The 13,586-nt window shown below is 30.5% G+C and carries 10 protein-coding genes; 2 read left to right on the top strand and 8 right to left on the bottom strand.

Annotated elements, in window-relative coordinates:
• Nucleotides 1-44: 44 nt before the first annotated feature.
• Nucleotides 45-2,435, bottom strand: a complete 2,391-nt coding sequence (locus ACY3JO_RS01570; protein WP_463085068.1) for a hypothetical protein — start codon at nucleotides 2,433-2,435, stop codon at nucleotides 45-47.
• Nucleotides 2,436-2,493: 58 nt separating this feature from the next.
• Here ACY3JO_RS01570 and ACY3JO_RS01565 point away from each other — a divergent pair, with 58 nt between their 5' ends.
• Nucleotides 2,494-3,804: an HD domain-containing phosphohydrolase gene (locus ACY3JO_RS01565; RefSeq protein ID WP_463085067.1), complete on the top strand. Its 1,311-nt coding sequence runs from the start codon at nucleotides 2,494-2,496 to the stop codon at nucleotides 3,802-3,804.
• Here the strand turns inward: ACY3JO_RS01565 and ACY3JO_RS01560 are convergent.
• Nucleotides 3,791-4,699, bottom strand: coding sequence for a response regulator (locus ACY3JO_RS01560; RefSeq protein ID WP_463085066.1), 909 nt, complete (start codon nucleotides 4,697-4,699; stop codon nucleotides 3,791-3,793). The two genes, ACY3JO_RS01565 and ACY3JO_RS01560, sit on opposite strands and share 14 nt — an antisense overlap.
• Before the next feature lie 162 nt (nucleotides 4,700-4,861).
• Here ACY3JO_RS01560 and ACY3JO_RS01555 point away from each other — a divergent pair, with 162 nt between their 5' ends.
• A complete protein-coding gene (locus ACY3JO_RS01555; protein WP_463085065.1) occupies nucleotides 4,862-5,998 on the top strand; it encodes a glycoside hydrolase family 18 protein in 1,137 nt (378 codons plus the stop codon).
• A gap of 1 nt (nucleotide 5,999) precedes the next feature.
• On the opposite strand, the gene ACY3JO_RS01550 is transcribed toward ACY3JO_RS01555, so the two are convergent.
• From ACY3JO_RS01550 to ACY3JO_RS01525, 6 genes are all read right to left on the bottom strand, one after another.
• Complete coding sequence (locus ACY3JO_RS01550) at nucleotides 6,000-7,007, bottom strand: spore photoproduct lyase family protein (RefSeq protein WP_463085064.1); 1,008 nt, start codon at nucleotides 7,005-7,007, stop codon at nucleotides 6,000-6,002.
• A complete protein-coding gene (locus tag ACY3JO_RS01545) occupies nucleotides 6,976-7,806 on the bottom strand; it encodes a 5'-methylthioadenosine/S-adenosylhomocysteine nucleosidase family protein (RefSeq protein ID WP_463085063.1) in 831 nt (276 codons plus the stop codon). Before ACY3JO_RS01545 ends, ACY3JO_RS01550 begins: the two co-directional genes overlap by 32 nt.
• 54 nt (nucleotides 7,807-7,860) lie before the next feature.
• On the bottom strand, nucleotides 7,861-9,912 hold the full coding sequence (locus ACY3JO_RS01540) for a beta-galactosidase (RefSeq protein ID WP_463085062.1): 2,052 nt from the start codon (nucleotides 9,910-9,912) through the stop codon (nucleotides 7,861-7,863).
• A gap of 88 nt (nucleotides 9,913-10,000) precedes the next feature.
• Nucleotides 10,001-11,836 carry a polysaccharide deacetylase family protein gene (locus ACY3JO_RS01535; protein WP_463085061.1) on the bottom strand — a complete coding sequence of 612 codons (1,836 nt, stop codon included), beginning with the start codon at nucleotides 11,834-11,836 and terminating at the stop codon, nucleotides 10,001-10,003.
• Nucleotides 11,833-12,723, bottom strand: a complete 891-nt coding sequence (locus ACY3JO_RS01530) for a bactofilin family protein (RefSeq protein ID WP_463085060.1) — start codon at nucleotides 12,721-12,723, stop codon at nucleotides 11,833-11,835. The genes ACY3JO_RS01535 and ACY3JO_RS01530 overlap by 4 nt, the downstream gene beginning before the upstream one ends.
• Nucleotides 12,717-13,574, bottom strand: a complete 858-nt coding sequence (locus ACY3JO_RS01525; RefSeq protein ID WP_463085683.1) for a glycosyltransferase family 2 protein — start codon at nucleotides 13,572-13,574, stop codon at nucleotides 12,717-12,719. The genes ACY3JO_RS01530 and ACY3JO_RS01525 overlap by 7 nt, the downstream gene beginning before the upstream one ends.
• Nucleotides 13,575-13,586: the final 12 nt, after the last annotated feature.

The following is a 13,586-nucleotide window of genomic DNA, read 5'->3' as shown; positions in this document are numbered from 1 at the left end:
AATTCCTTGATAATAATACTACTTACAAAAATGTATGTCAAATTTTAAAAATTTATAGAACCTTTTACACCTATCTGATAAATAGAAAGAAATTGGTCATTTAATATATTATATACATATTTTATGTAAAAAATATTATCTTTTAGCTTAAAAGGAGAATAGGAAAAGGAGAGAGTATATTTATTGGCAGAATTACTATAACCTTCATGGGAAAGTAAAAATTCATTCTTTCCTTCAAAATAATTAAAGGATATAGATAGACTTTGGAGATTTGTTCTATAAAGGCCAAGGTTATAGGATGCTGATTTCCAGTTTTGAGATATATTCCCCTTTAATTCCCATGTATTAAATTTTCTTTTTAGGTTTAGATTATAACCTATATTTTGGAAATAGTTGTTAGAATAGTCATTTCTGCAGTAGTCTATGCCTAAATTGGCTTCGTAAGGTGTAAGGGAAAGTTTCAAATTAATATTTGATGATAATATCCTTCTATCTTCTATTTCATTGTAATATAGGCCAAAATATATGGAGGAAGGATTGAAATAATAAGTAGCATTTAGAGAAATATTATTTTTTGTTCTCCCAAGGTAAGTATTTCCTGTAATATTTATCCAAAGGGAAGGAAGAATCATGCCGTAAGTAGAAAGTGAAAGTACTTTATCTTCCTTTAGATCTTTTAGGATTTTTTGATAAGACAAAGAGAGAGAAAGGTTTGGGAATTTTAGCTTTAGGCTAAAAGTATCAGTTTTTGTAATACTTTTGAGAGGAATGTAGGCTTTATAATTTATAGTTATGGTGAGCCCAGAGGGTGGAGGATTTTTCCCTTTTTCATCCTCAAATAATATATCTAATAGATTTTCCTCTATGGTGTAGCTTATGGTATAGGTTTCATAAGTACCATCTGGTAAATAATAGGTAAAGGTCCCATTATTTTCTACATATACATTATTTATGTAAATAGAGATATCTTGAACAGGTACATAATTGAGCTCAAAAGTTGAACTGTATCCATCAGTGATAAAACTTTGGGTAATATTTATTGGAGAAGAAGGGTTTAAATTTATATTTTCCTTGTAATTTTCTCCAAAACCAATCTCCCATGATCTACTTAATATGGTGATTCCTGTATTTTGCTGATTTTCCTCTAAAATAGAGCCAGATGAATTTATATTTTTCTTAGATATAGATATATAAAATTGGGCATTATGTGTTTTTGGTTGAAAACTATAAGAATAGGTATCAGATATATAGCTTTGGGAGATTTCTTTTTGATATCCAAGATTTAGGAAGGCTTTTGTATATGTAAAAAATATTCCATTGGTAACATTGTTATTTTCCTTTTTATAAGATAAAAGGATATTAGAAGAGTATATATTCCATTTTGCATTACTTATAATCTTTTCTCCATCTTTTCCTTTAGAGAATTTAAAAAGAAAATCTATAAGGGAGGGATTGAATTTTAAATTAAAAGAATAGATTTTTTCTCCTGAAATAAGATTTAGGTTTCCTAATACTTGAGGTATATATGGATAATTTTTATCTCCAAATAGGTATTCAAAATTTATATTCAATATTGGAAGTGTTAACGAATATTTTATATAATCTGCATATCCAGAATAAATCTCGTCTAAGAAGGAAAAAGATCTTCTTATTTCTAAGGATTGAAAATTATTTTTAAATATAATATTCCCTTCTAAAAATCTTCTATTAGTTTTAGTACCCGTATCTTGTAGGTTTATAAAATTTATACCAATAGGACTATAAGATAGACTAAATCCAAAAAGGGTATATATCTCTTTAAATCCTGAAACCTCATATTCTATAAGTAATTCGTCCTCTTGGGATATAAGGAAGCTAAAATATAAAATTCCATAGGTGTAGTCTATAATATAATCTGTATCTCTTTCCAAGACTTTTCCATTTAAAAAGATCCTTTCTCTATTTGGTACAAGAAAGAAGTCCCCTATGAAATAGGGACCTTCTGAATTATTGCCATATATTTTAGCTATTTTCTTTTTGCTCTCAATCTGGGATACTACAAAAAATATATTTGACTTATCGTTTTTGTAGCTCGCATATATTCCATTAAGGATTTTATTGTGAAGGGTTAGGGGAGATAGTGATAAAGATAAATTATTACTGAAATATAGAAGAACCTTATAGGTGTCTATGGAAAGGTTTATTTTTTCTACAGGATATGATTGATAATTAAAAGATAGGGATAGATTTGGTAGGAAATAGTTTAATGAAAATTGAGAGTTTTGGTTGAGATAAAAACCTTCTTTGAGATCTGAAAAATAATTTAGGGAGTTATCTCCTAAAAAGTAAGAGTAATAAAGATTTAAATTCATATTTCCTCTAAGGTCTATACTTTGAGGATAAGATATATTGAAGAATATGATAATAAAAGTTACAAAAAAAGTTATCCTTTTCATAATTTGATATTATTATACTATGATATAATTGGGATATATAGGGAAAAGGAGCTTTTTGATGAGGGATGATTTTGATTTTTCCATTTTAATAACAGATTTGGATGGAAAGATTCTTGATTGTAATAAGAGTTTTGAGAGGCTTTCTGGTTATTCTAAGGAAGAATTGAATGGGGTAGATGTTGAAGATATATTAAAGATAGATAAGCTTTTAACCAAGAATCAAAATAAAAAAATTATACATTATCATGTGTTTCCTCTTACAAAGGAGAATCTTTCTATTTATATAATCTATGAGGTTGAAAAGATAAAAGAGATTTGTGAAGAAAATCTTTTAGTCTTTCAAGAATCACCTATCCCTATTGTTGAGCTTGATATTGGAGATCTTGTGGATTATCTAAAAACTTTAAGAAGGGTTATAGGAGAGAATCTTGAGACTTATTTTATTGCATATCCTGACGCCATATTTGAATTAATACATAGGATAAAACCTATTAAGGAAAATAATGCTTTTAAAAGGGAATGTGTGGATTTTTCATTAGAAAATTTTAAGGAAAATTTATTTAATTATTTTACTCCTCAAAACCTTGATATTATAAAAAGAGAAATCATTAAATTATATAATGGAGGTAAAAAGTTAGATTTTGAATTGGAGTTTATTGATCCAAATTATGAAATTAAGACTTTAAGATGCATAATTTCTATTTTTGAAGAGAAGAGGTTAATTGCGTATATCGTAGATATAACGGAACAAAAGCGTCTTCAAAAAGAGCTAAAAAGTTTAGTTTCTAAATTGGAACATTATTCCCAACAGATAATAAAAACCCTATCTTCAATTATAGAGCACAAAGATCCTTATACAGCCAACCATCAAAGAAGGGTTGCAGAGCTTTCTAAAAGAATAGCCCAAGAGATGAAGTTCTCCAAGGATAAAATAGATGCAATTTACATAGGGGATTTACTTCATGATATTGGTAAGATTGCAATTCCAGGGGAGATATTAAATAAACCAGGAAAACTTACTCCTATTGAGTTTGAGATTGTAAAGACTCATCCTTTAAAGGGATATGACATCCTAAAAAATATAGATTTTCCTTTAGAGGTTTTGGATATTGTGTATCATCATCACGAAAGGCTCGATGGTACAGGTTATCCTGATGGGTTGAAGAATGGGGATATAAGCTTGGAGGTAGGTATAGTAGCAGTGGCAGATGTGGTAGAGGCTATGTCATCTCACAGGCCTTATCGTCCTCCTCTTGGTATTGATACAGTCCTTGCTGAGATAGAGAAGGGGAAAGGTATAAAGTATTATGAAGAAGTGGTAGATATTTGTATAAATCTATTTAGAGAAAAGGGTTTTAACCTTTCTTAATAACAAGCTGTAAAGAAGGTATTTCTCTATAAGTTATATAGGTGGCGATAATTTCAAATTCCTCTTCTATTGATGGTAATTTTCCTTTTATGTTGAAGCTTTTGTTTTCATGATTTTGAATAAGTAGGGCTTTAAATTTTGATAAATAAAAAGGAGATAAGGATAAAATATCAGTAATTTTTTTTCCTATAATCTCTTCTTTTTTCATATTGAAAAAGAATAATGCATAAGAGTTAGCTGATATAACCTCTTCATTATCTTTTCTAATTACTATAATAGGAGCAGGAATTCCTTCAATAAGAAGATCATATTCACTTTCTTGCTCTTTTATCTTAGTAATCTCTTTGCTTAATTTATCTATAGTGTTTTTAAGCTCTTTTATTTCTAAACTTTCTTCATATTTTTTCTCATAGACTGATAAAAGTAAATTTAATATTTGGATTTGAGATGTATTTAGGCGGTATCTTTTACCAAAAAGAATAAACTCTATAGATGTTTCAATTATTCCAGCTTTTCTTAATTCTTTTAAAGATAATAGATATTGAAGGGTATAAATGAGATAGTTTTCCTCATAAGGCTTTACTATAAACCCATCTGCTCCTACCTTTATCCCTTCTACTATATCTTTTGGATTAGAAAGAGAGGTAAGGAGAATAAAAATTATATCTTTTATCCTTTCATCTTGTCTTACTAATTGGCAAAGTTGATAGCCATTGAGTTCTGGCATTATCACATCAGAAATTATGGCTTTTGGAATGTGTTCCCTTAGGATCTCTAAAGCCTCTTTTCCGTTTAAAGCAACAAAAGAAGAATACCCATATTTACTAAGAATTCTTCTTAGATATTCTGCTTGAGCTGGCGAATCTTCTACTATTAATATATCTTTCTCTTCCATATATTTTTTTTTTTTTTTTTTTTTATTTTAATAAAATGCGCTTTAAAATTTCAACAGTTTTTTGTAGATTGTATTTAGTTAATATAGTTGACTATATCCACTAAAAAATTATATAATTAATTTAAAAATTGTTAAGGGGGGATTCTAAATGAGAAGATTAATTTGTTTAGTATCTATGATATTTTTTATCTTACTTTTTTTAATTCTTCTTTTTCAAGAAGTGAAGATTTTTTGCTGGGAACATATATTAGAACTTGGCCCTTGGGGGATACAGAAGAGGAGATAAGTAAGGGAATATATTGGAAGGGAGACGATTTAAACCTTAAGAGGGTTTATAAGTTAAATATTGCCTTTGGATTGATAAGAAATGGATCTGAAATATTTATACCTGATGTGGAGCTGGGTTTTGATTTAAAATCAGAGGTAAAGAAATTAAAGGAAAAATATAAAGATTTAAAGGTAATAATTTCGGTAGGTGGATGGGGTGCAGAAGGGTTTTCAGATATGGCCAATGATCCGAAATTAAGAGCTGAGTTTTGTGCTAATGCTAAGAAAATGATCTTGGATTATGATTTTGACGGTATTGATATTGATTGGGAATATCCTGTAGGTCCAGATTGGGAACTTCCTATAAAGACAAGGCCAGAAGATAGAGAAAATTATGTGATTTTACTTAAGGAATTAAGAGATATGCTTTCAAATCTTTCAGAAATTACTGGAAAAAATTATGTTTTATCTGTTGCAGTACCTGCCTCTCCCTGGTTCCTTCAGAAAAATGATGTGGTGGCAGTCTCTAAGATAGTAGATCATTTGAAGATCATGAGTTACGACTATTATGGAGCTTGGAGCTCTACTACAGGCCATCATGCAAATCTTTATAACAACCCAAAGGATCCTGCTTGGGGAGGATGGAGTACTGATCAAGCGGTAAAGCTTTACTTAAATGTGGTACCATCGGAAAAGATATGGGTAGGAGTACCTTTCTATGGAAGAGGCTGGAAGGGAGTTAAAAATGAAAATAATGGATTATTCCAACCATATGAAGAGAGTATAGATGCTATTTCTTGGGATAAGATAAAGGAGCTTATAAATAATGGAAAATTTAAAAGATATTGGGATGATGTGGCTAAGGCTCCATATCTCTTTGATGGAGATACCTTTATTACATATATGGATAAGGAAGCATTAGATTATGTTATAGATTATGTAAAGAGATATAAACTTGGCGGAATTTTTGCTTGGGAATATGCTCATGATATGAAAGGAGAGCTTTTAGAATATATATCTTCTAAGAGATAATTTAGATGATAAAGATTTTTTCCTTCGGAATATATAAAGATACCTTCTCGGTTAAGAAGTTAATAAGTTCCCTTTTTAGGTCGTGAGGATAGGTATAGGCGTTGTCACCCTCTTCGTAAGGGAAGAGGGTGACCTCATTTATAAAGATTTTTTTCATCCTTTTGAAATAATCTTTTGGGATTCTAAAAACTCCTATGGATACATCATATATCTTAGATGGATCAATTTCTTGAAATATTCTTTGTACAAAACTTTGATATATCTCTTTATAATCTTCCACATAAATAAGGGGATCAAAATTTAGTCTTACTGTCCAATTGTAGTCTATAGCCCTTTTTATAGCCCTTATTTTAAGATCTAAAGGGGGTGTCTTTTCATACTTTTTAATGATCTCATCAGGGAGCAATGTCCAGGATAAAATTATGTTGTCCTTTTGTTTTATTTTTTCCCATATTTTATATTCTGCTGATTTAGTCCTTACTTCAATAATTAAATCCTTCTTATTCTCCGCATAATTTAAAAACATGCTAAAGAAGGGAACTATTTTTTCAAAAGCTAAAAGATCGGTATTGTAGGATATGGAAAGATATAGGGGATGATCTTTTAAAATTTTGTCTATTTCTTTAAAGTAATCCTCTATGTTTACAAATACTACTATATGGGCTGAAGGATACATCCCTTTTAAAAAACAATAACCACAGCTAAAGATGCAATTAAGGATTAAGGTTGTATAGTAAAAATAATATTGTCCAAAATTGGGACATAAAGGAGGGCCTGGATATAGAAATTCCTTTCTCTTCTTTGCCAATATTAATTTTCTGCTTAGCTCTTGAATTCTATAATTTTGATTTGATCTTGAAAATACTTCTTTATAGTTATCAATCTCTATAATTATTGATTGGGGAAATCTATTTAGGATTTTTTGTGTTATAGGATGAAATAAAACCTCTTTTTCCACATATATATGGGAAAAGGGTCTAAGGGTAGAGAAGCTTTTTAATTCTTTCAAAGTATTCGTTCCTCTCCTTTTTTGAAGCAACTTTTATATTAAGAAAATCAAAGATCTCCTTAGGGATATTACCTTTTCTTATTATATAGCCCTTTAAATATTTCTCCAATTCATGAGTCATTGAGAAGGTAAGATTTAGGCTGTTCTTTAGCTTTTCTAAAATATTCTTTATATTCTCCTCTTCAAATGGTAATTTTTCAAATTTGTTTAATTCCGATAAAGAGTAAATAAATCTTTCTATCTTAGGGATATGATTATAAATAAGATTAGAGATTTCTTCCTTTTTAACTTTTTCGTAATCTAAGAAGTCATAGACAATTTTTATACAATGGATATTATGAGGGGGCAAAAAGAAGGATGCAGACTCAAAAAATCCAGCACCTTCCATATCTACAATGTCCCCTTCTATTTCCTCTTCCATATCTTTCTTTACAGGTGTCATGAAGCTTTCAAGGATGCCTTCCTTCATATCATGATTTATGATAATATCTGGATAATAGGCCCTTTTAGAGTAATGATTTATGATTTTATGGCATAAAATAATATCACCTTTTTGAAATCTTCTATTTTTTGCTCCACATATTCCTAAATTTATGGCTATATCCTTTTCTTGGGCAGAAAATTTTGTCAAAAGATATGTGGTACCTATGGAAGATCTTATAATTCCTTCCCTTGTTAGAATAAGAAAGATCTGGTTGTTGAAAAAAACTTCAAATTTAGAGGATAAAATCTTTTGAAGCTTAAAATGTTCTATTAATGGTTTTGCTTCAGGGTAAAAGGCAATAATAAAAAATATCATGATTTAGTCTTTCATGGAGAAGAAGAAATAATCTTCTCCCTCCCTATATATTTTTTATTCCTCAAGGATTAGTACTTCTCTTGGAGGTATCTCTACTTCTCCTTCATATATTTTTCCAGATATAAGGTCCTTTTTCCTATTTCCAATATTTATTCTTTTTGCTTCTTCTGTATGATTTAATACAAAGGTAAATACTTTGTTATTTTTTATCCTTTGAGTAATTTCAACCCCATAAGGTACATCTTTGAATAATGGCTCTATTTTGTGGGTTTTAGATATATATTTTATTAGGTCTTTTAAAAATTCATGAGATGCAAAGGATCCTATATAATAAGCATATCCATCTCCATATTTATTTACAGTGATCACTGGTTGACCTTTATAATAGTCCTTGGTGTATACACCTATAGCCTTTACTGTGTCTTTTTCTAAATGGATTACATCAAATACTAAGTTGCATTCATAGGTCTCCTTTGAAAATTCCTTTTTAAATTCATCTGTTATTTGAATCTCATTCTTCATCTCAGGTGGTAAGGCATCAAATTCCTCTACCCATATTCCAAGAAGATCTCTTAATGGGGCGGGATATCCACCCAGATATACCAGATCATTTTCATCTACTAATCCACTTAATGTGGTGGTTATGAAAATTCCACCTTTCTTAACATATTCTTTCATTTTCTCTGCTGTCTCTTTCCTTATCATGTAAAGAAGGGGGGCTACTACTACTTTATACTTTTCCAGATTGTCTTCTATTCCTATTACATCTACACCCATAAGATTTTCAAAGAGAGCTCTGAAGTAACTTTCTACACCTACCACATAATTAATTGCTGTACTGGGACCCTGAGAGTTTTCAAGAGCCCACCAGTTCTCCCAATCAAAAATAACTGCTGTTTGAGATCTTACCTTACTCCCTAAAATTGCATCACCTAAATTTTCCAATTCTTCTCCCAACTGTTTAACTTCTTGGAAGACCCTTGTATTTTCATGTCCTGTATGGGAGATAACAGCTCCATGGAATTTTTCAGGTCCTCCTCTTGATTGCCTTAATTGGAAGAACATGACTGTATCTGCACCTTGGGCGACTGCTTGGTAGCTTTGAAGTCTCATAACCTTTGGCCTTTTAATATAACAATAGGGCTGCCAGTTTGTTTGACTGGGGGTTTGTTCCATAAGCATGAAGGGTTCTCCTTGTTTTAGGCCTCTCATAAGAGAGTGTCTAAAAGCAATACTAATATAATCATCAGTTAGGTAAGGATAACTGTCCCATGAAACCACATCCATATATTTAGCCCATTTAAAATAGTTGAGGGGTTTGAAGGTCCCCATGAGATTTGTGGTTATAGGTATATTAGGATTGTATTTTTTTATTATATTGTATTCATTTAGATAGCACTCTAAGATACTTTCTGACATGAATCTATAATAATCAAGTACCATCCCTTGAGCTACAGTAGTAAGTTTTCCTGTCCACCAGTGGTGGAACATTACACTTCTTAATGTGGGGGCTGTAATCTCATTCCAATCATAAATTGTTTGGCTCCAGAAGGTAGTATACCATCTTTTATTTAACTCTTCTAACGTACCATATTTTCTTTTTAGCCAATCTCTAAACTCCTTTATACAGTTTTCACAGTAACAGTAGGTCCCGTATTCATTGGCTACATGCCATACTAAAACGGCAGGATGATTAGCATACCTTTCTGCTAATTTTTCTACAAGTTTCCCTGCAAAATGACGATATATTTTGCTATTTGGACAAAAATTTACTCTTCCTCCATGAACTCTCTTATCTCCATTTATATCTACGGGGAGAATCTCTGGATATTTTACTGACATCCAGTGAGGCTGAGAGGCAGTGGATGTGGCAAGACAGATGTAGATTCCGTTTTTCCAGAGATTATCTATGATCTCATCCAGCATTGAGAAATCATAGGTATCTTCTGAGGGTTGTAAAAGAACCCAAGAAAAGACGTTCACTGTAGCAATGTTGATGTGGGCTAATTTGAAAAGTCTTACATCTTCTTTCCATACTTCCTTGTCCCATTGTTCAGGATTATAATCTCCCCCATACCATATGTAGGGCAACTTAGGATTTATCATAAAAGACTACCTCCCACACTATTTATTTTTTTACAGCTTTTTTATTCAATAATACACTGACTTTTATAATTAAGTAAAGATGGATTATTTATTTTGAAGAAAATGGGATGGTTAATTTTTTATCTGTGTATTTATCGGTTATTATTAAATATTGGTAATCTTTATCATCATTTAAAATAATTCCGGAGGGAAGGTCTTTTACTATGTAGTTTTTGGGTAGAGCCAGGGTTATTCCAGATAACTTTTTGTTATTTGATAAGGTTATTTTGCTATTTGAGAAGTTTATATTATATTTCGTATTTAAAAATCTTAATAGAAAATTAGCATAATAGCACATGGGTTTTATATGTATGATTCCCATATTCTGTAAATTTTCTACATAATCCAAGAAATCTTTTAATGCATGAGGATATAGTGGAATATCATAAGGATGAGAATATATAAGTCTTATAGAGCGATTTCTAATCGCGTAATCTACTAGAGAAAAAAGCCAATTTTTTGCTTCTTCCTCTTTAATTCCTCCATTTTTAATCTCTAAAAAGGAGGCGTATTTTTCAAGGGAAGAAATAGGGAAGGCAATGACCTTATTGGAAACTAATTTACGATTGATGAATGTTCGATTAGGTGAGGATCCATTATCTCCTGTATAATAATAACATATCATTCCAAGTTTTTCTAAAACCTTAGTATTTACAGGTTGGAGATGAACACCATTAGGAGCAGAGTATTCTGTAATTTTGTATTCTGTTATGCTTTCCAAGCATTTGTTATTTTTTGATATGTATTCATAAATTTCCTTTTCTCCAAATACACCCTTTATTATAGTATTGGAGAAGAAATTATGAGCCCATTCCCCATGAGATCCTATAATTCCAAAGGGAATTAATTTTTTTACATATTCCCTTCCCTTTCCACATGCATCAAATCCTAAAATATCTGCCGGCTTGTCCCTAAAATCTCCAGCTGTAATATGAATAGAATATTCAATACCTTTTCTTAAATATTTATTTTGTAGCATATAGGGGATACTTTTCCAATCAATATTAGAATCTACATGCCAATTTATTACAATGCCTCCCTTTCCATAAGGAGAATTCACTAAATAAGGAATTTTTGATATCTTGAAGAGAAAAACTCTAAGTAATGTTCTAAGAGGAAAATCATCAGCATAGGCCTTAAGATATCCCAAGGGAAGGTTTGTGTAAATTAATTTACCTTGTCCATAATTTTTTATTATAATTCCTGGATATTTTTTACCATCCTTTGATATTACATAGGCATAAATATCCTCATTATTAAAGCTTTCCTTTAGATCAACCCTTGATATAGGATAATCTAATTCTCCATAAGAATAGCCTCCTAAAAGATGTCCATTTGTTAGTTTCCAGTAAGGGATTTCTAAAAAATCTTGATTTGTTTTATTTTCAATATGGAGATGACCAATAGTAAAACAATTATCTTTATACTTTTTATAGGTGATATAGTTTATGCCTAAGATTTTTGAAAATAATCCTTCATCGAGATACGCGTTTTTAATATTTTTTATTCCCACATCATATGCTAAAAATACATTACCCCCCCCCATCTCTAAGTACTTCTCTATCCAACCTTTTGCCTCTTTTGGAAGATACTGATTTATTCCGTCAGGAAATATGATTGTATTTTTGAATTTTAGAATATTTTCAGGTTTTAAGGTAATTAGATTAAAAATATTAACTTCTCTATAGATTACGCCTTCCTCTTCTAAAACTTTTTTATATGCATCCATTATGTATGGATAATCTTTTAAAGAATTGCTGTATAAAATTAGTACTTCAAAATCTTTTTTATTTATTGAATAGAGCTCTAAAAAATTTTTAGGGAAAAAGGAAAGAAAAGATATAATTAGGAAGCCAATCAGTAAAAAGTAAATGTATTTTCTCAATTTATAGTTCCCTCACCTTCGGTCATCATAAAACCATACACTTTTATCCTTCCTTTAATATATATTCCCTTTTTAGCTATTGTAGATATTGTTTTTCCTTCTTCTCCAATCTTGACTTTATCTTCTAAAAACACCTTTCCTTGAGAGAAGACATTTCCCTTTATATGTACATTTTCTCCTATAAAGATATCCTTTTCTCCAAATATATTTCCATCAATTTCAATATTCCCTTTTATAATAAGATTACTATAGGTCTTTATGTTTCCTTTTATATAGGCTTCTTTATCTTCTTCCTTTTCTTTAAAAGAGGAATGGGTATAAATCTCTTTAGCATAAATCCTTTTAAATTTACAATTTTTCTCTATTTTAATCTTGCCCTTTGATGTAGTGCTTACACCTAAATCGCAGCCTTCATTTACATATATGTCTTTTTCTGAGTCGAGCCATCTTATTATCTTTGTGTTTTTACCTAAGTGAATTTCACCTTCACATGCCATTGCTCGTATTTGATTATTAGCACCTATATATGCATTACCTTTTGTATAAACTTCTTTTTTGAAAGTTACATTTTCCTTTGAGGTTAAATTACCAAGTGTATATAGAATTTTGTCCACTTCGGTATGAGACTCTATAAATGCGGTATGCTCAACTTTTACTTCTTCTTCATTGAATTCTAAAGTTTTTGTTTTTTCAAGGGCTTTTTGTATATCTTCAATCTTTATTTTTTCATTCAGTTTCTTTTTAAAGGATTCTGAAAAGTATCTTGGATTTTTTGAATAATAGAAGTTAATCTCTAATGGGAGAATATCCCTCGGACTTATATACTCCTTTATGCTTGGTATAAAAGGAATTATAATAAGTATGATGAATATAAATGTTATCAGCAACAATTTATCTCTTCCCCATTTCTAAATCTTTCCGTTTTATGCCAAGTAGGATCTCTTTTTGTGATTAAGTCTATTAAGGCATCAAAAAAACCTAAAGATGAATACCACATGTTGAAGAAGAAATTAAAAAGAAGTAGAGGTAATAGGAATATTCTATAGGTAACCCCATCAAGAATGGCTCCTAACCCAATTTCATAAAAGGGAGCAAAATTACCACAGGAATTATATGCAGCAAGGAATATAAAAAAACTGCTACTTAAGATCTGCATTTCTCCTAAGAAAAAGAGAATAATAGAATCTATTAATCCTAAGAGAAATAAGGCAGACACTAAGTATACACAGAGTAGAAAAACTCCATCTATCTTTTTCCTTAAAGATAAATAAGGGGATTTAATAAGAGGTATTAGATATCTAAACATAACTTGATTATGACCTCTTGACCACCTTCTTATTTGTTTTGCTCTTACATGCCATGTTTCTGGTGCTTCTTCATAACATTCAGCCCTATTCATATAACAAACCTTTACTCCGTTTATATATGCTTTTATTGTGAGTTCTGTATCTTCAGCAAGAATTTTAGGGTTAAATCCTCCCAATTTTAAAATTAATTCTTTTCTGAAACCACCAACTGTTCCTCTATATTGAGGGATAAGTTTTAGATTATATCTTGCTTGTTGATCTACTTGGTATCCACCAATTCGTTCAAGATCAAACGATCTTGTTAGAAGGTTTCTTGAGATATTTAAAGGGATTACCCTTCCCATAACTACCCTCACCTCAGGATCTAAGAAGGCTAAAGCAAGATCTCTTATTATTCCTTTAGGTGGAATATAATCTGCATCAAAAACAATAATTGTTTCTCT

Source organism: Dictyoglomus sp. LHC4, from assembly GCF_055181355.1.
Note: the sequence above shows the minus strand (reverse complement) of the source record. Positions and strands in the feature narration are given on the sequence as shown.